Raw genomic sequence first — 21,898 nt, 5'->3', positions numbered from 1 at the left:
CCCCTGGCGGCTCTCATTACAAGGTTTCGTATAAATGTTTATCAACCAGTTGGATCAGCGGGCTGATATGACCTGTTGAGAGGATAAATAATTCATGCATTGCCCTCGTGCATGCGGTATATAACAACTTCCTTTCCTCATCTCTTGTATAGACAGAGGAATCGTAAAGAATCACGCCATCGAATTCAATGCCCTTTGCAAGATAGGCTGGCACCACGTTGACACCATTTTCGAAGGTTAATGTACCTTTTTCAATAAGTCTTGCATCATAGTCTTTGATAATTGCCTCAAAGGCAGATTTGCTTTCCGCTGCGGTTTTGCATATGACAGCAATATTCTTATGTCCTGAAGCTTGCATGGATGCAATCAATTCATTTACTTTGTCAGCCTGTTCAATGGCATTTTGAACTTGAAAAAGGACCGGCTTTGGTCCAGTTCGATTAAATGGTTCAATCAAATCCCCGCCTTCAATCAACTGGCGGGTGAATTCAACGATTGGTCTTGTAGACCGGTACGTTTTCGTAAGTGTGTAGGTTTCTTTTTCTCCAAAATCCAGCTCCCCTTCTTCCAGGATCGAAGACGCTCCTGTAGGTCCCGAATAAATAGCCTGATTTATATCGCCCAAAAGTGTCATTTTGCTATAAGGAAACAGCTTCTTGATATAGGCAAATTGAAAGGGTGTATAATCCTGCGCTTCATCAATAAATACATGACGGATCGAAGTATTGGACCTCCTGCCCTCTAGTAAATCCTGCAGGTATAGAAACGGTGTTGCATCCTCATACAAAATGGATCTTTCTTCAAGGTGATGTATAGACCTTGCACAAGAGGAAGCCCAGTTTACTGGAACCGTATCTCCATATCCCTGTGTCTCTTTAATGAAATCAATGAAAATGGTTCTGATATCAATGAACTTTAACTTTTTGACGAAGTTAAACAAAGGTTTGAACCGCTTTTTCACTACCATTTCTGAAAGCCACCTTTGTTCGCGATCGTAATCGTTGAAAGTATCATTAGCTCCGCCCTGTTTTAGCTGGCTTTGTTTAAATGCCTCAAGATAATCTTCCTTTTCAAGAAATTGAATCTCCTTCTCTACCCAATCCTGAAAAAGTTCAGCCTTTGTTTTTTTCTTTAATTCCTTCGTCAGCCATTCCTTTAAAAGCTGGATCCTGTTAGGGATTGAAATTTCCGCATCAAGGGAGGCATAATAAGCAGCGATTTCATTTTTGGAAATAATGACCCGCTTTTTGAACCCTATACTTTTAAAGGCGAGGGCTTCTTTGGATAATTTTTCGGCATAACGTTCAAGCAGGTATTTAAAATCCAGGCTCGATTTGAATCGAATGCTTTCAACTCTATTATGATAATTTTCATCTTTTTCAGCATCCAACAGATATTCCATTTGTTCAAAAGGGTCCTCAAGCTTATAATTGCTGCCAAACCGGGTTAAAAGATATTCCTGGAATGTAGCCTGCTGCATGTTTTCTTCTCCTAGTTCAGGAAGAACTGTAGCCACATAACTGTTGAATAAGGGATTCGGTGAAAATAGCATGATGTTTTCTGATTTAATGATATTCCTGTATCTATACAGCAGGTAGGCTACTCGCTGCATCGCTGCAGACGTTTTGCCACTTCCTGCCACACCTTGAACTACTACCAGGCTGCTGGAATCATTTCGGATGATTTGATTCTGTTCCTTTTGGATTGTTGCGACAATCGTTTTCATCTGGGTATCTGCATTATTTCCCAGTACTTCCTGAAGCATCTCATCCCCAATGGTTACCCCGGTTTCGAACATCGCTTTTATTTTTCCGCCTTTGATGACAAACTGGCGTTTGAGATCCATATTTCCTTCTATTGTATCTGTTTCTGTCCTATATAGAGCTGGACCTGGGGAGTAATCATAATAAAGTCCGGATATCGGTGCACGCCAATCGTATATCAGGAAATTTTCTTCCTTTTCATCCATTAGTGAGGCAATTCCGAGATAGATTTTCTCTGACTGGATTTCTCCATCCTCTCTAAAATCGACTCTTCCAAAATAAGGGGAGAACCTTAGGCGGGACAATGTCTGCAGTTGTTTGATCATTTGGGATTGTGTCCGTTCTCGTTCTGAAAGCAGTGCAGCCTGCTGTTTGATGCTTGTGAAGGTTTCTGCTACATCATCGGCTTCATCGAAGTTAACCGTTACGTCCTCCCAAAAGGTTTTCCTGATATGGAGTGCATCTGAGCCTACATCACTTGAGCTTTCATTCCACTTTGCTGCTTTTTTGTCAATTTCTACAATGATGGACTCTACTCTATTTTGTTCATATTGTAACTCTTTGAGCTGTTTATCTTCCATAGCATACACTCCCCGACGTGATACTTGACTTTTGTTATATTTTGTGTTAATGTTATTTTAGAGTTTTTGTGTCTAGTTTTGATAATTTATTTTTTAAATCAACTACCATTTTACTATGCACATATTTATAATACAAATACATAGATCTTGAAATCACCATGATTGGTGATTTTTATTTTTAATGTAAACATATATAAAAAAGCCGCGATGCTGAAACTGCTCTGCACGCGGCTTTTTTATATTTATTTACATAACTTGATCACAGAAGCGATATTCGCTGAAAGTCTTTCGACATATTCTTGTGCGTTTTCAAAGGCTTCTTCTAATGATATAATTCCTGGCACGATACTGAATACTGCATCGATTCCATGTTCGTGGACGATATGGCTGTCGGCTGCTACATTTCCTGCAATCGCAATGACTGAAACATCATGTTTTTTGGCAGTCTTGGCAACTCCAATAGGTGTCTTGCCAAAGATCGTCTGTCCATCAATCTTCCCTTCGCCAGTAATGACGAAATCAGCATCCTTGAGATGATCATCGAGGTTGGTTGCTTTAATGACAATATCGACACCTCTTTTTAATTCTGCGGAGAGAAATGCCAGCAAACCGCCGCCGAGCCCGCCTGCTGCACCTGCGCCTTCTATGTGTTCAATATCCTTGCCGAGATCCCTTCGGATGATTTGTGCATAATGCTGAAGGTTTGCGTCTAATGCCTGCACCATATCAGGTGTCGCGCCTTTTTGCGGTCCGAAAATTGCAGATGCTCCCCTTGGCCCTGTAAGCGGGTTATCGACATCGCATGCTACCTCTATTTTTACCGAAGTTAACCGGGAATCAATTCCATCCATGTCAATAGCTGCGATGGATGCAAGTGCACCGCCGCCTTCGCCAATTTCAGCACCTGCACGATCCAGGAACTTGATGCCGAGCGCTTTAGCCATACCTGCCCCGCCATCATTGGTTGCACTTCCGCCGATTCCAATAATGATCTGTTCAACTCCATAATCAAGAGCAGCGGAAATCAATTCTCCAGTTCCTCTTGTGGTTGTTATCAATGGGTTTCGCTTATCTGCTTGAACAAGATGCAGTCCCGATGCAGCAGCCATTTCAATGACCGCTGTCTTTTCATCTCCGGATATGCCGAAGAATGCGTTGACGGGTGTCCCTAGTGGTCCAGTAACCGTTTTAGATATGATTTTGCCGCCCGTTGCATCGACAAGCGATTGTACAGTGCCTTCCCCTCCGTCTGCCATTGGAACTTTGACGAACCTTGCTTCCGGAAGAATTTTCGCCATGCCTTTTTCGATTGCCAATGCTGCCTCGAGTGCAGTGAGGCTCTCTTTAAAAGAATCAGGTGCAATTACGATTTTCATAATCAGATTCTCCTCTCACTGATTGAAAATAAGGATTTTTTTTCTTTAATTTGATGAGGGTAATAATATTGTTAATGAACGGCCCGAGTATCAAACCCGGACCACCCTGAAAAATTCTTATCCAAAGAACTTAAAGATTCCGAAGATCAGAGTAGAAACAATCGCCAATGTCAAACCTACTGCTGTTTCGTATGGAATCAGCTTTAGACGTTCCTTGATTTCCATGTTGACACTTCCTCCTGTAGCATGGAAGAAGCTGCCGTGTGGGAGGTGGTCAAGAACTGTAGCGCCAGCGTGAACCATTGCGGCACCGGCCAATGCTGTTACGCCCATTTCCAAAATGGTTGCACCGAAAACTTGTGAAGCAACTGCTGTACCAGCAGTAGTAGAAGCTGTAGCGGCAGACATAAAAATCCCTGAAACTGGCGCAAGGACGAATGCTGGAAGACCCAGTGCATCCAGGCTGTTGATGATTACATCTTTCAGTCCGGAGTTAGCGATGATTCCAGCCAATGTACCTGTACCAAGAAGCATGATTGCTACACCTGACATTTTTCCGAGTCCTGCAACAGCATAGTCATTGATCTGCCTGATTTTGCCCATAGCGAGTGCTCCGGCAATTCCTCCAGCCGGGAGTGCAATCATAGGGTCAATATTGATATCAAATAACGGTCTAAGTGCAAGGAGGATGATTGTTACCAAGGGTGCCACTATTGCAGGAAAGATAAGCGGAAGCTTGCCGATAATTGTTGTTTCGCTTTCCTGTGCTGTAACCACAGACCCTTTTTTCACCAGCTTTTTAGCTAAAATATAGGTTACTGCCAGTCCAAAAATAGCCGGAATGATACCAACAGCCATAACAGATGTCAATGGGATTTGGAATGCGTCAGCTGCAGCGATCGCATTCGGGTTGGGTGACATGATGTTACCTGCTTTGCCGCCGCCGATCATTGCAAGCAAGATTGCTGTTTTAGAGATGCCAGCCCGGTTAGCGATTGCCAGAGCGATAGGTGCAACAGTGATGACAGCAACGTCTATGAAGACACCGACTGTTGTAAGGATCATTGTAGCGATGGCTAGTGCCAGCAGTGCACGTGTCTCGCCTACTTTTTTTACGATTGTTTCCGCAATTACCGCTGCAGCGCCTGATTCGATCAGGACACCTGCAAGAACCCCGGCAGCCAGTATTCTCATTACGGCAGGAATAATTCCCTTTGCCCCCTCCATCATTAAGGTGACGGTGTTTGTGACATCCACTCCGCCTGCAAGCCCGCCAATTAATGCACCAGCAATCATACCGTATGCTGGAGATACCTTCTTTAAGATTAGGAAAATGGCAACAATGAGAGCAACGATTGCGCCGAAAGCGCTTACTTGTACGTCCAAGATGTTTTCCTCCTTCATTAATTCTGTTAGCAACTCAATTGTAAGCGCTATCCTATTGATTTACATTAGTCAAAACATCAAAAAAAGACCTGTAAAAGCTCAGGTCTTTTGTGCATTTGCACAATTCAATCCAGCAGATGAATTAAAAATGAAAGGTAAAGATGGAGCAAATCGGTTGTTTTCCGTGGATCTTTACCTGTGATTTCAGTGATTTTATCCAGGCGGTAGCGGAGAGTATTCCGGTGGATAAAGAGTTTTTTGGCAGCATTGTTCATGTCCCCATTTGTATCAAGGATCGCCCTTAAAGATTCGGTCAACTCCCCTTTTGGATCTTTTTGTATCAATACACGATAATATGGCTGTAAACCTGTCGTAATTCCGGATTTCGAAGCCGTTAACAGGAATACAGGCAGGTATAAATCCTCAAATAAAAAAATTTGATTTTGGGCCTCTGATTTCAAACCCGCTTCAAGTGTATTGGCTGCTTGCTGATATGAGCCAGCCATTCCGCCAATTCCTTCATGGTATTGTCCGATGCCAATTTTCATTTCAATGTTTAAATTGGACTCAATTCCATGTAACCAGCTTTCTGCGATATTTTTTAAGTAACTATAAGTATCTTTTAGTGGGACTATTTTTAGAAGTACAATCCTGTCGTGCTGCATCAATATAAGATCATCTTTTTCCAGGCGTTTATTTAAATAGGAAATAGTTTTCTTTCGGTCGGATGTAAGGAAGATCATTGCTGCCCTAGGCAAATCCAGATTGATTCCTAAACGTTCAGCCCTTTCATGAAAAAGCGTATCGGGCTTTCCATCAGAGTGGATGAGCTGACTGACAAGCTCCTCCTTCAGTCTTTCATCCCATTGAATTTCCTTGACCAAAACAGCCTGCTGCAGGCTAAGTTCGGCAGCCATACGGACAAGTTCTCCAAAGCTTCTGATTTCTTCTGGTGGCCCTGTTATGCCGACAACCCCTACTAATTTGCCATCAAAGGTTATTGGAAGGTTAATTCCAGGTTTTACACCATGCAGCTTATCAGCTTCAGCTTCGGTAATTTCAAAACCGAAACCCTGTTCAAGCACGATTGCCGCACCTTGATGCACGTCATCGATTCGGCTTGAGTCACCTGATCCTATAATCACTCCCTGATTATTCATTACATTGATGTTTCTGCCAATGATGCCCATCGTCCTGTCTACGATTTCCTGAGCCAACTGCCTGTTTAGAAACTCCATTCATGATCCCTGCCTTGCATTATTTCATAATAATTCATTATCTCTGATTTTTTAATCGAACAAAAGAGAAACGTGAGAACATTCGTCCTCACGTCGTAAAAGTTATTTGGTTAAAGCGTGTTCGACCTTGATGCATCGATCCATGATCACGGTATAACCCTTTTCTTTTAAAAATTGATAAGCTTCTACATCTTCAAGACCAAGTTGAGCCCAATATACGTCAGCGTCTATTTCAGCAAATTCTTTCGCAACTTCCATCAGATATTCTGAACGCCGGAATACATTGACAATATCGATATGTCCTTCAATATCCTTTAATGTTTTGACCGCTTTTACACCGAGAACTTCGTCAACAGAAGGGTTGACCGGGATGATGTCGTAGCCCGCAGCCTGCATTGCCTTTGAGACCATGTAAGAGGTCCGCTGTGGGTTATCGCTTAAACCCACCACTGCAATTCTTTTTGCCTTTTTTAAGATTTTGCCGATTTCATCCCTGCTAGGATTTTCAATTGCCATTTACGATCACTCCCATGTATAAGTAATAATCTTCATATTCCATTTTAACGTACAGACGGTGTGAATCATAAGTAATTGCTTGATATAGCGGGATACGGTGCTGCCATATCATAAATTCCTACCCATTTTTCTTTCATTACACAATTGAACTCTTCCGCTTTCTAAGTTTTGCAAGAGTTAACTGGTCGCAAATGACAGCAATCAGGGTGCCGAGGATTAAACCGTTATTTAAAATTGATACTAATACTGGAGGGATGTGGCTGAATGCTGCTCCTGGGATGAACATCACTCCCACGCCTGCCATCAGTGAGGTACCAATTACGACTCTTGTCCTTTTTTTATCTGGTTCCCGATCGAATTCTGAAAATGCGATTCCAATCATATTTGCAAAAATAACAAATGTCACTGAGTAGCCAACAGGTGCAGGAAGAGCAGCAAAGAAAGTCATAACATTCGGCATTAGGCTCGCTCCAATGATTAACAGTGAACTGATGATGAAAGGGAGGATACGTGTTATGCCAGTCGTTGCGATAAAACCTGCAGCTCCAGAAATAGGGACAGAACCAATTGCAGAAAATGCGCCTCCCAGCAACTGGTTAACGCCAGCCACAAATCCACTTGCGCGGTACCGGAAATTACCATCTTCATGGCCCATATCCTTCAAGACTTGCCCAGTTACCCTTATGCTGGCGAGCATATTGGTGATCAGCAGGAACGTGATAAAAACAGAAGTTACCATCAAGCCAGAATCGAATACCGGTTTCCCAAACGCAAAAAGCTTTGGAATCGTGAATATGGGTCCATCATAATCCTCGAAAGATTCTCCCTGATTCAATACCGAATAAAGCAGCCACCCTGCGGCCAGACTTATCAGGATGGCGTACTGGCTCACCCATTTTTTTGGGTGTCTGGTTAAATATAAGGTAATCACAACCAGGATTACGCTGAAAAATGCGATTGAAAGGTTTATTTCATTTTGGTTTCCCTCTAGTCCCATCATACCTTTCAGGAATGAACCGCTGAGCTGGATGATAAGCAGCAGCAAATAAACGCCGCTAACCACTGGAGTAAATAATTCAGCAAGCTTTTCAATTAGCTTGAACAAACTTAATAAAAAGAAAACGACACCACTTATGATCATTGCTCCTTCAAGTGCCTGTAAAGTTTCGATGCGAGAAGAAAACAATGCTGTGCTTAATCCTGCATATATTGTGAAAACTCCCCACCATAGCCCGGCGGGACCCTCATTGATTGGCAAGCGATGGCCAATCAATGCTTGCAGCAGACTCGAAAGACCCAAAACGAACATAGTGCGTTGCACCAGGCCTGTGGTTTCCACTTCACTCAGCATGTATAAATCCGCAATAGCAATCGGTGCAACGATTGAGCCTGCGATAATAAATGCCATCCATTGTACGGATGAAAGAAGAACCTTCATTTAAAATCACCATTTTCTATTCTTTTAATTTTGTTTGAAGTCAAAGACCAAAACGGACATTGAACGATCATATCCAATCAATTAATTCGTTTTCCAAATCTATCCTTTTATTCTAGTTATACTATTATGGTACTTAAAGTAATTGAAAATGAGAAGTGATTTTTGAAGTTAAGTACTTACCAGGTTTATACGAGCCAAAAAAGACCTCCTAAATGGAGGTCATTGCAATCAATAACTTGTAAATCTTAATATTTTTTGAATCCAGTAAATCATGTATTTAAAGGGGGTCATTTTATCTTTGTTTTCTTCATAGTCGATGGTGTAGTTTCCATCTTTGTTATTCCATAGTCTGTCAAAGTAAGAGTCAACATCTTTTATGACCAAGCTGTCATCTGGTGCCTCAATTTTCAGGTTTGTTTCCAGATTGAAGTCGTCAAGGTTCCTTCTCGTGAAATTCGCAGAACCCCCAATGATCAGCCCTGTTTTCCCGCGATCGAAGTAGATCATTTTTGTGTGATATTGCTCCTGTCCGGCATCGTACCATTTGATTTTTATATTTTCACTTCCAAAGTTCTCGATCTCGGCAGAAACAGGTATGTTTGGCAGTCCTGATTTTTGGTTGCCAAAGGCATTCGTATTAGGGTCAAGGATGATGTTTATTTTTGCCCCGCGGTCTGCTGCCTTATCGATTTCATCGATCACATTCCTCTCAGCCAGATAAAACATGCCAATCCAAACCTGATCCCCTTTTTTCGTTTTCTTCAATTCGGCCAAAAGGTGCTTGAAAATCTTGCCTTCCGTAAGGACTTGAACTTTGGCTGCTCCTTCTTCTTTTACATCTTTGAATTCAGGAAGATTGCCTCCGCCCGAAAAGTCAACTACCCCTTGTTCGGCTTTCAGAATGTCACCAATGATATTCCCATTCGTTTCGAAAGCAATATTTGAGTGAAAGCCACTTGCATCATGCGGATTTGCAGAAGCCACAATGGCCGTTTTTTCCGTTACAAACACTTTCCTGTGATTTGCTTTAAGATTCAGAAGCTCCAGATAAGAACGCAAAGTCACATCCGGAGCGTTTTTCGCCATTGGATTCGGCAGCCAGCCTTCACCGGATTGTCCGAACCATTGGAAGAATATACGCCATATTGCAGTATATAAAGGATTGGAGTCCCTCAATGGATCAAGGTTGGTAAAAATGACATCGATGCCGTTATCGCGCAATTCCTTCAGTACACCTGATTTGTGTGAACCGTACGTAAGATTTATTTCATCAGTGATGAATACCACCTTCAGATCCTTGTGCTTCTTTTTCTGGGCAATCAGCTTTTCTCCTATATTTTCGCTGATTTCCGGATAGCCCATATCTTTCTTGTAGTAACCATTGAATAAGAACATATCGAGAACAATGAATTTCTCTGCTTCTTCTATTCTTTTTAAGATTGTGTCAAAAATCTCATGTTCGTATTTTTTTTCGCCATCATTATCCGTATAGGTTAGATCGTATAAAAATCGGACATCCTTGACGTTATGGACTTCTCCCTCATAGGACAATCCTTCAGGCAGTTCTTTATGTGTATGGTGATATATTGTCCCTCCAACAATAAGAGCAAAAATGAGTAAAATGATTAATTTCTTTCTCTTTAAGATTGCGCGGGGCATCCACATTACTCCTTATATTTGATAGTATACTTATTCACTTATTAAGCAATTTATAAACTTAGCTAGTATGTGCAGCATGTATGGCGATCCTGCAGTATTAAAATCAACCTAGGTTAGTTAAAATCTATTGGGATAAAGGCTTTTGTTTAAGATTTGCATGGAGTTTTTAATAGAACATGGTAAAATAAAAGAACCGTAAAATGTTTAAAGGAGAAAATTTCATGGTATTAAACGCAATCATTATTTTACTGGCTTATTTGCTTGGATCGATCCCTTCAGGCCTGATTGTAGGAAAGGTATTCTATGGGAAAGACATCCGTGAACACGGAAGCGGAAATTTGGGTGGCACAAACACCTTTCGTACTTTAGGTGTGAAGGCGGGAATGGCAGTAAGCATCGCAGACGTATTAAAAGGTACCCTGGCTGCATTTCTGCCGCTTATTTTCAATGCTGACCTCCATATGCTTGCCGTTGGTGTATTTGCTGTAATCGGCCACATGTACCCTGTTTTTGCCGGTTTCCGGGGTGGAAAAGCAGTTGCTACATCCGGAGGTATTTTGCTGGCATATGTTCCTTTTTTATTCTTGTTCATGCTGCTCTTCTTTTTTGTCAGCTTGTACATAACAAAGTACGTTTCGCTTTCATCGATCCTAACCGCTATCGCTACATTCATATACTCGCTTTTCACGAGAGATCTTCCTTTGATTGTTGTTGTGGCTGTTCTTGCAATTTTCGTAGTTTACAGGCACCGAGCTAATATTGTTAGAATCAAGAATAAAACTGAGCCAAAAATCAAGTGGCTATAAGAATTTGACAGAAAAAAAGCCTGCAAAACCACAGACTGGTTTTTGCAGGCTTTTTATTTTCTTACAATCCCAAAGGCTTTTAATGCCTGGCCCAAATTATTGAACATTTTCACTTCATCAAAGTTGATGCCGAGTGTGACAACAGAGTGTGCCAGTTCAGGCCTCACTCCGGTAATGTTCACATCAACACCCGTTAATTTCAGGCTGTCGATGATTTTGAAAAGTTCCTGGGCAACCATTGTATCCACTATGAAAACGCCTGACATGTCCAAAATGAGACAGTCTACTTCTTGTTTTATTGTTTCACGCAATGTGTGCTCCATTAAAAGCCTGGCCCTGTGAGTATCAATATCCCCGATAATCGGAAGCACAGCTACTCCATCAACTATTGAAATGATTGGAGTACTTAGCTCATTTATGACCTCCTGTTGTGCACGGAGTCTCTTGTTGGCAAGTCCGGTATAAGATTTGGCGAAAATTAAAATGAGTTTGTCGATAAAATCGTTGATGATTTTCCCCAGTTTCATGCTTTCACCAATGGATAGCTCTTTTTCGCTTTCAGCAATTATGGAAACATTCTCCCATACGACATCGCGGATGATGGTGAAATGCTGTATTGATTGATTTAGAGAGAGTCCCAAACGAACCTTATCTTCACTGACAATCATTCCCCACTGTTCAAGTTGTTTTTCTGTACTCTCGCCAACTGTATATTTTTCAAAAAGAAGAACGAGTTGTCTAATATGTTCTTGATAAATTCCCGCTTTTGACTGATGTGCCAGTTTAATAAAAGCTTCAGGCTGTTTTTTGTCGATTGCATCCAATATGTCATTAATTAATGTTTCTTGGTGCATTTGCAGGAAATCATTCAAAACATTTTGTGCTTTAGTCATTGCTTTGCTCCTTTGTGAAGATCATCGGTGTTTTTGTTTTCTATAGTTAAAATCAGTTTTGATGGAATATTGTAAATGAAAATGTCATATACATCCGAATAGGATCGAACATTAGGTTGCCCGCTTCAATGTATGGTAATTCCTGTAGAAATTACCCGATATCAAATCGATTCAAACAATGGTCGACAAAATAATTCAAAAAAGAAGGGATTTACATGAAAAAGAACGCTGGAATATCTTCTCCCCGAAAAATGAATGATTGCCAATCTATTTGGGAAATTCATCATCACGCTTCCGGAACGATGTCTGTGGCCGGTATGGTACATGAAATCAGGAACCCGTTGACAACTATAAAAGCATTTCTTCAAATGTTACTCCCGGAACTCCAAACGATTGGCAAGCTGGAATTGGCCGAAATGGCTTTGGCAGAGATCGACCGGACCAATGATTTACTTACTGGCTATCTTTCAGATATTAAGGCTGGATTAAAGGAAAAACGGAAAACATCTATGAATCAAATTGCCAAAAAAGTCGCTGGTTTATATGCAGGTGATGCCATTCTTAATAGAATTGCAATCAGTATACACACACCAGCCGAGGATTTATTTGTACAAGCAGACGAAAATCAGCTAAAACAAGTGATGGTTAATTTAATGAAAAATGCTGTAGAAGCAATAAAGGAAAACAAAAAGATTCACGGAAATATTAATATATCCGTCTTTGAAGATAACGGTTATGTGAAATGTTCTTTAATCGACAATGGTGGCGGCATTGATGAACGCTCTTTAGAGCAGATTTTCACTCCCTTTTACACCACAAAGGAAGACGGCAATGGTATTGGCCTGGTCATCAGCAAAAAAATTATAGAAGATCATGGCGGATGCATGAATGTCGAATCTGCAAATGGAACCACAAATTTTACCATCTCACTCCCTGCTATATTTTAATCAAGGATATTCGTATTATTATTAGTTGGAAAATTGTCAAAATATTATTGGGGATGGATCCTTTTCATTGCTACAATTGAGGAAAGAATATCGGAAAGAAGGCTGACAAAGATGGAAGAAGTATTAAAGTCAATGGACAAATACGTATTTACTACTTCAACTGCTGAAGTAATGTCGCCAGATGATTTTGTTGTTGAATTCATTGAAGATATGGAGCAACAAGATCGACCAGTTATAAAAATAAAAAACCTCGATGAATTGATGGATTTTATCGAGGGAATGGAATGTTGATTTAACTAATAAAAAAGTGCGGTTATAGATACCGCACTTTTTCTTATTATAAAAATGTTCAGGTGTGGATAATTACATGTAGTAATCTTAATCTAGCTCCAGCGCATAGCCCCTCGAGGCGCTTGCGCTTTTTGTTCTTATATCCTCTGTACGAAAAAAATCGAATCATGACAAAAATGTGAAAATAAACCTGAATTTTATACATTTATCATCATACTTATAATATATTATCCTTAGAGGCTTAAATATAAAAATGCCTAATCTTTTTTTGGGGAGATTAAAATGAGAAGAAAAAGAAAGAAAACTGCGTATGCGGTATCTTTATTTGCGGGGTTGGGGATCGTAGCATCGGCATTGACGTTCCAGATGTATCACGAAGCCGAGGCAAAAGAACCGAATATACAGGTGAAAAGCCAGAAACCACATCTATCAAGAAGCATGGATGTTTCCGAAAAAAATTATACAGAGAAGATTAAATTGGGGGCAATCGGTGATATTCTGATTCATGATACGGTTTATGAAGACGCCTATGTGAATCCAGGATATGATTTCAAACCAATGCTCAGCAATGTAAAGGACTTTTTAATAGAACCTGATTTGCTGCTTGCTAACCAGGAAACACTCCTTGGCGGTGAAGAAATTGGTTTATCAAGCTATCCCATGTTCAACAGTCCTGTCGAAGTAGGAGATGCCTTACTTGATGCCGGTGTGGATATTGTTTCAAATGCAAATAACCATTCTCTTGATAAATCGGAACGAGGTGTGCTGACTTCGATCAGCAACATGGAAACTGCAGGACTCCCTTATGTCGGTTCATTCAAGGATGAAGATGACAAGGAGAAGCTGCGAATCCTTAATAAAAATGGAATCAAAGTGTCTTACCTTTCCTATACTTATGGAACAAATGGAATTCCTGTACCCATTGGCAAGGACCATTTGGTCAACCTGATTGACCGCGAGCTCATGAAGGCTGAAATCCACCGGGCAAAGGCTGAATCAGATGTTGTCGTCATGAGCATACATTGGGGAAATGAGTATCAGCGATTCCCGACGAGTGAACAGCAGGACCTTGCGCAGTTCCTGGTTGATGAGGGAGTCGACATTATTTTCGGACATCATCCGCATGTCCTGCAGCCAATGGAATGGCTGACAGCTGCCGATGGAAGAAAATCACTGGTTGTCTATTCTCTGGGCAACTTCCTGTCAGGACAGATGTGGGATTACAAAGATATAGGCGGTTTGGCGACTGTTGAGATCACCAAGAGGATCACTCCTGGAGGAACAGAGGTGGTCCTTGACAACCCAGAATTCCTTCCTACCTTTGTTTCCAGCAGCAGACAAAGCAATTATAAGGTTGTCCCTCTAAAAGAAGCTGGTAAATTCGGACTTGCCGGAGCTGAGAATAAATATAACGAAATTATGAATCATATGACTCAATTCATAAAAGAATAACGTTGAAAGTGCCTGGCCCATGCGAATCAAAGCGTATATTAATGGGGCCAGGCATTGCTTATGTTATAATCGGTCTATCAGTTATGGAAGGAGAACGAAATGAAAATTACGATCAATGATAATGCTGCGGCCTGGTATGAGGACGAATTGGAACTTTCATCAGGCAGTTACTTGCGCTTCTTTGTCCGGTATGGAGGCTTCAGTACCGTACAGAAAGGCTTTTCATTAGGTGTCTCCAAAGATGAGCCTGATCATATTGGGGTAAAAACTGAAAAGAACGGTGTTACTTACTACATTGAAGAAAAAGATATATGGTATTTTGACGGCCATGACCTCATCGTTGATCTTCATCCAGTGGGCCAGGAACCTGAATTTAAATTTGAAAAAAGCTAAGGCAGACGCTATTTGCGCCTCCCTTAGCTTTATTTATGAGATAAGAAAGTATAAATTTCACTTCGAGAATTGTCCAGCTCCTAATCTCGTTGCTTGTCGGGTTTGACCAAGTCTCTTCCTCTATTCTTGACCAAAGGATTCATAATTCCTTCTTCACTTAAAATCTCTGCCTGTTTAGCTCCGAACAGATCGAAATGAGGGTAGTCCCTTTTCCGTTTGTCAATCCATTCTGGCCTTAAGTTATAGTGCTTTCCCCACTCTGCTAATTTTTCAAGATCACTGCAGCCGACCTTTGTCACTGTTGAACAACCTGGAAATCGTTCATCAATCCAATAATGTGTCAAAAAAGCAATTTCGCCTCTTTTAATTTTTGCTTTCCATTCATTGAGCTCACTGCGCTTGATGCCAAAAGCCAATCAGACCTGCTCCTTTTCTGGCTTTTTCATAGCTTGCATGTATGCTTCATGCCAGTCAGGATAAGTTCTTTTCAGTGAAATCGGCCTAAAGCTGTCCTTCTTGACACAAACATGCTTTGAGCTGCCTGTAAGAGCAAGCTCACCTTCGCCGTTATAAATTTCATAATTATAGACGCAGCGGATACCATCATATTCTTCAACCCAGGTTTTAATTGTTGCAGTATCTCCGTACCTTAGCGGCTTTTTATAGGAAGCCTGGATGTCAAGAACTGGAGAAATGATCCCATCCTTCTCCATCTCAGCATAATTGAATCCGAGCTCCTTGATCAAATGTGTTCGGCCAAGCTCCATCCAAACGAGGTAATTGGCATGGTATACCACACCCATCTGGTCAGTTTCAGCGTAGCGTACCTCTATTTCCCTTGATGAAATCTTCATCTTTATTCCCCTTTTATTTTAGTAAAAGCTGCTTCAAAATCATGTTTTTCCAAGTGTAAAACTGTTTCATCGAATTGGTCGAAACCTCCATCCCCCATCAAGCGGTAAGCTTGTGATTGGATGGCTTCGTCCACTAAATTGGTGGCAAAACGGCCGTTTCCGTTAATGTCTGTTTCGGCCAGTTTTTTCGTTAAAAAAGAAGTCGCTTCTTCGGTCAGCGTATATTGATACTTACCTGCATAGGACTGGATGATAATCAGCAATTCTTCCATAGAATAATCAGGGAAATGGAAGAATTTCTTAAAACGTGAGCGAAGTCCCGGATTACTTTCAAGTAGCATGTCCATCTCAGTCGGGTAACCTGCAAGGACAACGACAAGATTCTCATTATGCCTTGTCATTTCATCTACGAGAGTGTCTATGACCTCCTTGCCGAAATCTCCGGTACTTTTGCCCAGCAATGAATAAGCCTCATCAATGAACAAGACACCGCCTAATGCCTCGCGAATTTTCTTTTTTGTTTTAATTGCAGTCTGGCCCACATAGCCTGCTACGAAATCCGCCCGGCTGCTGACGATTAAATGACCTCGTTTCAGCATTCCACATTCCTTTAGCAGTTCAGCGTAAATTTTAGCTACCGTAGTTTTTCCAGTTCCAGGGTTTCCGGTGAAAACGGAATGCAGCTGGATTGGGACAGAAGGCAGTCCCTTTTCCTTGCGCAATTGCTGCATCCTGACGAAAGAAATCAATGAGGTTACTTCAGTTTTAACATTATCCAAGCCCACCAGTTCCTGCAATCGGCTGAGAGGTTTATCTGCTGTTTGAGTGATAGCTGTTTCAAAATCCTTCTTTTCCAATAAGGTATATGTTGCAAAATCGTCGTCTTCTACCCCTCTTGATCCCTTTTTAAAAATGGCTTCCAGTACGAGGTTGCGAACTGTCCGGGCATTACCGAATGTGTCATCCACGCGCTCTTTCTCAATTCGGCCTATGAGCTCCAGTTTGGCTTGCTCCGTGATAGCAAAATCATTATCAAGTGCGGCCTGCTCAGCAATTTGCAATAATTCATCATTAGAATAGTCAGGAAGATGAATAAAATTGGACTGAGGGAATCTTGATCTTAAACCCGGATTGGCATCCAGAAATTGACGCATTTCTTCTGGGTACCCAGCAAGTATGACTGCAAATTTTCCGCCATACTCATGACCCGTCATTAATGATACAAGAGTATCGACTGCGGTCTGCCCATAATCATTTCCTGTCTGGCCCTCCCGTTTAAGGCTATAAGCCTCATCAATGAATAGGACTCCTCCAAGAGCTTGTTCAACGACCTTGCGAACATTTTCTTCTGTTTGCCCTACATATGCACCAACAAGCTGTGAGCGGTCCGCTTCGATGATCTCTTCTCGCGGCAGCACACCAAGATGGTGATAAATCCTGGCAAGCTGTCGAGCAAGCGAGGTTTTACCTGTTCCAGGATTCCCAGTAAGGACCATGTTCAAGCTTTGGTCATCCTTCGTCTGCAAACCCATTTCCTTACGCTTTTGCTGATATTTTAAAAAGCGGTAGAAATCGTTCACTCTCTCTTTTACAGACTGCAGTCCAACCATTTTATTGAGTTCAGTAAGAGGGTCAGAACCCGAATCCTTCTTTTCCATTAGCTCGTCTTTAAATTCTGCTTCCCAAAGAAGCTTTAATTCATCAAGATTGCCAAGCCTTTTCTTGATCTCTTCATAATGAACAGCAGTATGGAAAACCCCAGTGACAGATTCTTCGTAAAGTTCTGTTGCTTTTAAAAGTGCAGCTGTCTCCTCTATCGCCTTTTCTAAAAGACCTGTCAATCTCTCGAATTTTGCCCCGTGCTTGGTTCCTTGCTCAAATGACTGCAGGTTTAACTCCTCTAACTGCTCTTCGGCAAAAGTTAAAAAACGTTGAGATATCTCTATATATTGCTCAGCTGTTTTTTTCTTCAATGCACGATTGTCTGTTTCCCGGATTCTTGGATAAACCAGCTGTTCAAAAACATGGCCTTTGTTTTTCCATTGGTTGCTGGCATGAAGATTTTTGGCCTTTGAATTCACTGGATTATATTCAATCGCATTCTTTAGCCATTCAAGAACAAGTGAATCGAAACCTGTCCTTTTTGCCCTGGATTGAGCAGCAAGTGTCAGGACCTGTGATAATTTGAAGTAATCTTTGTGATCTGTAAGCTGTTTGATTGATGTAATCAATGAGGCTTCATTACGGATGAAACCTGTTTCTTCAATTTCTTTTTCCCATAGAATCAACTGTTCTTCTAATGGGATTTTTTTATTTTGATGCTGCATTTTTATCACTTCTTTTTTTAGGTTTACAACCCGTATATTATCACATTTTCCCTCAAACGGAAAAAGACCCGTCTTGTAGGGACGGATCTTTAAAGGGAAATCCTTATACTTATTGCTGGTTATTTGCTTCGTCTTTAATTTCTGATCTGAACGCATCAATGCTTTCACGGCGGCGTTCATTCTTCGCTTTGATTCTTTCCTGGTCTTCAGGACTGGAATTAACCATTGCAGCTTCAGCGTCCTCCATATTCGCAATGGTATGGTGGATCATGGACTGCAATTTTTCCACATTATCGCTTCGATCATCTGGCTTTGGTGTATGGTTTGCCATTTTGAAGTACCTCCTTTTAAAAAGTACATCAATAGTATGCGACGGCTGCTCATTAATATGAGCGGAAATCAGTGGATGGACTTTCTTTATTCCATATAAAAACCTGCCATGCGCCAGGCAGGTTTAATACCAATGATTATTCACCTTTTGTCTGGATCACCTGGGCATGCTCGCCAGATTTATCGTTCATTTTTTTGCCTTTGTTGCCGCTGAATCCACGCGGCTGAGTTCCAAGGTGGCTTGGAACATAATGCTTGCTGTCCTTCTTTGGATTGCTCATGTTATCCCCTCCTCTTTAATAAGTTTTACCTAAATTAGAGGGAATCATTTATGGAAAAGAATGATATTTACTCTGCTTTTCCCATGCGCTTTTGTTCTAATCTCGTCTCAATTTTTTCGAGGGCATCACGGTCGTTCAAAAGTTGACGTTTATTTTCCATTACAAGTTCTTGAAAAGAACGTTTTCTAGGTTTTCTCATCGTGTTCACCATCCTTTTTCATCATTCTAACAGTTATTATGTCCGGAAACGGTTGCAATTATTACAACTTTTTGAAAATTTAATCGTATTTTATACATACCCGCTTTTTCTGCTGATTTACAAAGCAATTTTTTCCAAAGAAAAAATAAGCATCAGTCCGCTGACGATCATCTTATTAGTTCCTCCATTTGTCGAACACTCATGACTCCTATGTGTTTTTCCACTATGATTCCGTTTTCGTCAATGATAAAAGTTGTAGGTATTGAAATGATTGAGTAAGTTTGCTGTGTTGTACCATGAACGTCCAGTAAAACCGGGAAGGTTAAGTTGTTTCTTTCAATGAAACCCCGGACATCGTTTTGTGGATCTAAATTCACTGCAAGGATTTCTATTTCATGTTCATTATACAATTTCTCCATCCCTGGCATTTCCTCTTTACACGGTGGACACCATGTTGCCCAAAAGTTCAGCATTACTTTCTTTCCGCGGTAATCCTCCAGGTGTACTTCTTTACCTTCAAGGTTTTTGAGAGTAAATGACGGGGCAAGCATTCCCACGCCTATGGCAGTCGAGGCTTTAGTAACTTCAGTGGCGTCTGAAACATCACTCTTGTAAAAATGCTGGAAAATCGCAACCAGCACAAGACCCGTAAGTATTCCGGCAGCTATCGCTTTTTTGACCATTATAGTTTTACTCCTCTAAAATATTTTTAAATAGGATATCCCAAGTATACTAAGTTAATGAAAGTGAAAAAGGAATAAATATGAGGATTATGTGAATTTTGAACAATGAAAAAATGCCGTGAATTCCACGGCATTTCCTTTTTTTTATTAATTAGTAAACAAACGAGGCAATTCTTCGCTGTAATTATCACGCATAATCCCTTTTTCAGTTATGATTGCTGTAATTAAATGATTCGGAGTGACATCGAAAGCTGGATTGAATACTTTTACTCCTTCAGGAGCAGTTGATTTTCCGAATCCAGCTGTGATCTCTTCAGATGCCCTTTCTTCAATCGGGATTTCATCGCCAGTTTTTGTTTCCAGGTCGATCGTTGAAAGTGGTGCTGCCACATAGAACGGGATGTTGTGCGCTTTGGCAAGCAATGCCACCCCGTAAGTTCCGATTTTATTCGCTACATCACCATTTGCTGCAACACGGTCACAACCAACAATGACTGCTTGTACCATCCCTTTTTGCATGACCATTGCCGCCATGCTATCGGTAATCAGGGTAACATCGATGCCTGCCTGCTTTAATTCCCATGCTGTTAGCCGAGCTCCCTGAAGCAAGGGTCGCGTTTCGTCCGCAAATACCTTAATTTCCATTCCTCTTTCCTTGGCCAGGTAGAAAGGTGCAAGCGCAGTGCCGTATCGAGCAGTAGCGATTCCTCCAGCGTTACAGTGTGTCAAAACGGTCATGCCATCTTTAAATAAAGTCAGGGCATTTTCACCAATTGAGCTGCACACCTCTTCATCTTCCCGGCGAATCAAGTGTGCTTCTTCTGCCAATGCTATTTTGATTTCACTTACAGGCTTGCTGCGCTCATCATTGGCCCGAGTATCCATTCTTTTTAGAGCCCAGAATAGGTTTACAGCAGTCGGCCTTGAGGTTGCAAGATAATCTGCCTGCTTTTTGAAGAATTGATAAAATGTGTCGTAATCCTGTTCTGGAGCTTCTTTAATACCAACTACAAGTCCATAGGCAGCTGCAATGCCAATCGCAGGTGCACCCCTTACTTTAAGCTGCTTGATTGCGTCCCAAACATCTTCTATTTTTGTGATTTCCAGGAATTCTGTTACCTGAGGAAGTTTAGTTTGATCTAAAATATATAGTTTTTCACCGTCATATCTAACGGACTGCAAATAGGTTTCTTCCATGCTGCTCCTCCTTCGGTCTTTCATGACTATTCTGAACTAAATATCATTTTATCAATTATCAGTGTGTCCGCAAATAAAAATTGATGATCTTTTTGCAAAACATGTCTAAAGTTTTAATTATCGAAATAGTCTTACAATGTGTTATGTTAAAACAAGGCTTCGTATAAAATATAGTTGATTTTAGGGTGAGAGCAGTTTCTAAAGCTATAGGGGGGACTATATGCGAATTTTGGTCATTGGGGGCAGCCGGTTTCTTGGCAAGGCATTTGTTGAGGAAGCTCAAAAGAAAGGCCATGAAATCACAGTATTCAATCGGGGAAACAATAATGACGTACTCCGTGATATTGAGATACTAACTGGCGACCGGAATGGTAACCTGGATCAGCTTAAAGGGCGCCGCTGGGATGCAGTTCTAGACACATGCGGGTTAATTCCCCGCTCTGTCCGGAACTTAACTTCCACTTTAAAACAGCAAACAGACTTCTATGCATTTGTTTCGAGTATTTCAGTTTACAAAGACTGGATTGCCAAAGGGATTAAAGAGGATTATCCGGTACAATCAATGCCAAGTGAAAAAGCGGATGAACTCACAAAAAATTCTGAGGGTCCTTTCCTTGAATATTACGGACAGTTTAAAACTTTATCCGAGCAAGAAGCTGAAAGCAATATGCCAGGACGAGTGCTGAATATCCGCGCTGGACAGCTTGTTGGAGAAAATGACTATACTGACAGACTGCCATACTGGGTAGATCGAATCTCTCGAGGCGGTCAAGTTTTGGCCCCGGGAAATCCTGATTGTTCATACGTCCAGCTGATTGATGTAAAGGATCTATCATCCTGGATAATGAAGATGATCGAAGGAAAAAATGCTGGCACTCATAATGTGACTGGAAAACCGATGTTGCTTAGTGATCTCTTCACTAAAATTCGGGCTGTTACTGGCAGTGATGCTGAATTTATCTGGGCAGATGAAGACTTTCTCATTGAAAACAAAGTTGCGCCCTGGACTGAAATGCCTTTATGGCTTCCAAATCACACACCATTAACTCCTGATCAAAAGGAACCATGGAGTGGTGCCTTCCACATTAATATAGAAAGAGCTCTTGGTAAAGGTCTTGCTTTCCGTCCAACGGAAGAAACCATCCGGGAAGTACATAGATGGCTGCAATCGGTGATTGACGCTGATTATTCGTGGAAAGCCGGAATGAACAAGGAGCGTGAAAAAGCTCTACTTGACGCTTTGAAATCACGAAACGGAATACAATGTAAAAAACAGCGTCCCTGACGC

22 protein-coding genes are annotated in these 21,898 nt (G+C 41.3%); 6 read left to right on the top strand and 16 right to left on the bottom strand.

Annotated elements, in window-relative coordinates:
• Positions 1–16: 16 nt before the first annotated feature.
• The 7 genes from helD to ACXAEA_RS11790 form a co-directional block, all read right to left on the bottom strand.
• Complete coding sequence (gene helD / locus ACXAEA_RS11820; protein WP_475096077.1) at positions 17–2,344, bottom strand: RNA polymerase recycling motor HelD; 2,328 nt, start codon at positions 2,342–2,344, stop codon at positions 17–19.
• A 242-nt stretch (positions 2,345–2,586) separates the two neighbouring features.
• A complete protein-coding gene (locus tag ACXAEA_RS11815) occupies positions 2,587–3,720 on the bottom strand; it encodes a glycerate kinase (protein ID WP_475096076.1) in 1,134 nt (377 codons plus the stop codon).
• A gap of 117 nt (positions 3,721–3,837) precedes the next feature.
• Positions 3,838–5,106 (bottom strand): GntP family permease, encoded by a 1,269-nt coding sequence (locus tag ACXAEA_RS11810; protein ID WP_475096075.1) that lies wholly within the window; start codon positions 5,104–5,106, stop codon positions 3,838–3,840.
• Between the two features lie 125 nt (positions 5,107–5,231).
• A complete protein-coding gene (locus tag ACXAEA_RS11805; RefSeq protein ID WP_475096074.1) occupies positions 5,232–6,344 on the bottom strand; it encodes a CdaR family transcriptional regulator in 1,113 nt (370 codons plus the stop codon).
• A 102-nt stretch (positions 6,345–6,446) separates the two neighbouring features.
• Entirely contained in the window at positions 6,447–6,860 is a 414-nt protein-coding gene (locus ACXAEA_RS11800; RefSeq protein WP_475096073.1) for a CoA-binding protein, read from the bottom strand.
• Between the two features lie 136 nt (positions 6,861–6,996).
• Positions 6,997–8,298 carry a purine/pyrimidine permease gene (locus tag ACXAEA_RS11795; protein WP_475096072.1) on the bottom strand — a complete coding sequence of 434 codons (1,302 nt, stop codon included), beginning with the start codon at positions 8,296–8,298 and terminating at the stop codon, positions 6,997–6,999.
• 228 nt (positions 8,299–8,526) lie between these two features.
• Complete coding sequence (locus ACXAEA_RS11790) at positions 8,527–9,957, bottom strand: phospholipase D family protein (RefSeq protein WP_475096071.1); 1,431 nt, start codon at positions 9,955–9,957, stop codon at positions 8,527–8,529.
• 221 nt (positions 9,958–10,178) lie between these two features.
• Between ACXAEA_RS11790 and plsY the strand changes: the two genes are divergently transcribed.
• A complete protein-coding gene (plsY, locus tag ACXAEA_RS11785) occupies positions 10,179–10,763 on the top strand; it encodes a glycerol-3-phosphate 1-O-acyltransferase PlsY (RefSeq protein ID WP_475096070.1) in 585 nt (194 codons plus the stop codon).
• 53 nt (positions 10,764–10,816) lie between these two features.
• Here plsY and ACXAEA_RS11780 read toward each other — a convergent pair whose 3' ends face one another.
• Positions 10,817–11,656: an STAS domain-containing protein gene (locus tag ACXAEA_RS11780; protein ID WP_475096069.1), complete on the bottom strand. Its 840-nt coding sequence runs from the start codon at positions 11,654–11,656 to the stop codon at positions 10,817–10,819.
• Between the two features lie 215 nt (positions 11,657–11,871).
• Between ACXAEA_RS11780 and ACXAEA_RS11775 the strand changes: the two genes are divergently transcribed.
• The 4 genes from ACXAEA_RS11775 (at position 11,872) to ACXAEA_RS11760 (ending at position 14,739) form a co-directional block, all read left to right on the top strand.
• On the top strand, positions 11,872–12,603 hold the full coding sequence (locus tag ACXAEA_RS11775; protein WP_475096068.1) for an ATP-binding protein: 732 nt from the start codon (positions 11,872–11,874) through the stop codon (positions 12,601–12,603).
• Positions 12,604–12,714: 111 nt separating this feature from the next.
• Positions 12,715–12,894: a hypothetical protein gene (locus tag ACXAEA_RS11770; protein ID WP_475096067.1), complete on the top strand. Its 180-nt coding sequence runs from the start codon at positions 12,715–12,717 to the stop codon at positions 12,892–12,894.
• 282 nt (positions 12,895–13,176) lie between these two features.
• A complete protein-coding gene (locus ACXAEA_RS11765; RefSeq protein ID WP_475096066.1) occupies positions 13,177–14,346 on the top strand; it encodes a CapA family protein in 1,170 nt (389 codons plus the stop codon).
• Between the two features lie 99 nt (positions 14,347–14,445).
• A complete protein-coding gene (locus ACXAEA_RS11760) occupies positions 14,446–14,739 on the top strand; it encodes a HesB/YadR/YfhF family protein (RefSeq protein ID WP_475096065.1) in 294 nt (97 codons plus the stop codon).
• 80 nt (positions 14,740–14,819) lie between these two features.
• Here the strand turns inward: ACXAEA_RS11760 and ACXAEA_RS11755 are convergent, their stop codons facing one another.
• The 8 genes from ACXAEA_RS11755 to mtnA all read right to left on the bottom strand — a co-directional run bounded on the left by ACXAEA_RS11755 (position 14,820) and on the right by mtnA (position 20,610).
• Positions 14,820–15,155 (bottom strand): hypothetical protein, encoded by a 336-nt coding sequence (locus ACXAEA_RS11755; protein WP_475096064.1) that lies wholly within the window; start codon positions 15,153–15,155, stop codon positions 14,820–14,822.
• Entirely contained in the window at positions 15,156–15,593 is a 438-nt protein-coding gene (locus tag ACXAEA_RS11750; protein WP_475096063.1) for an acyl-CoA thioesterase, read from the bottom strand.
• A gap of 2 nt (positions 15,594–15,595) precedes the next feature.
• Positions 15,596–17,920 carry an AAA family ATPase gene (locus ACXAEA_RS11745; protein WP_475096062.1) on the bottom strand — a complete coding sequence of 775 codons (2,325 nt, stop codon included), beginning with the start codon at positions 17,918–17,920 and terminating at the stop codon, positions 15,596–15,598.
• Between the two features lie 109 nt (positions 17,921–18,029).
• Positions 18,030–18,251 carry a small acid-soluble spore protein Tlp gene (tlp, locus tag ACXAEA_RS11740; RefSeq protein WP_475096061.1) on the bottom strand — a complete coding sequence of 74 codons (222 nt, stop codon included), beginning with the start codon at positions 18,249–18,251 and terminating at the stop codon, positions 18,030–18,032.
• Positions 18,252–18,387: 136 nt separating this feature from the next.
• Entirely contained in the window at positions 18,388–18,531 is a 144-nt protein-coding gene (locus ACXAEA_RS11735; protein WP_079509087.1) for an acid-soluble spore protein N, read from the bottom strand.
• Positions 18,532–18,598: 67 nt separating this feature from the next.
• Positions 18,599–18,730: an FbpB family small basic protein gene (locus ACXAEA_RS11730; protein WP_475096060.1), complete on the bottom strand. Its 132-nt coding sequence runs from the start codon at positions 18,728–18,730 to the stop codon at positions 18,599–18,601.
• A 167-nt stretch (positions 18,731–18,897) separates the two neighbouring features.
• Complete coding sequence (locus tag ACXAEA_RS11725; protein WP_475096059.1) at positions 18,898–19,413, bottom strand: peroxiredoxin family protein; 516 nt, start codon at positions 19,411–19,413, stop codon at positions 18,898–18,900.
• Positions 19,414–19,560: 147 nt separating this feature from the next.
• Positions 19,561–20,610: an S-methyl-5-thioribose-1-phosphate isomerase gene (gene mtnA / locus ACXAEA_RS11720; RefSeq protein ID WP_475096058.1), complete on the bottom strand. Its 1,050-nt coding sequence runs from the start codon at positions 20,608–20,610 to the stop codon at positions 19,561–19,563.
• 220 nt (positions 20,611–20,830) lie between these two features.
• Here mtnA and ACXAEA_RS11715 point away from each other — a divergent pair, with 220 nt between their 5' ends.
• Positions 20,831–21,895, top strand: coding sequence for an NAD-dependent epimerase/dehydratase family protein (locus ACXAEA_RS11715; protein WP_475096057.1), 1,065 nt, complete (start codon positions 20,831–20,833; stop codon positions 21,893–21,895).
• Positions 21,896–21,898: the final 3 nt, after the last annotated feature.

Source organism: Mesobacillus sp. ABV4_180, from assembly GCF_056158485.1.
Note: the sequence above shows the minus strand (reverse complement) of the source record. Positions and strands in the feature narration are given on the sequence as shown.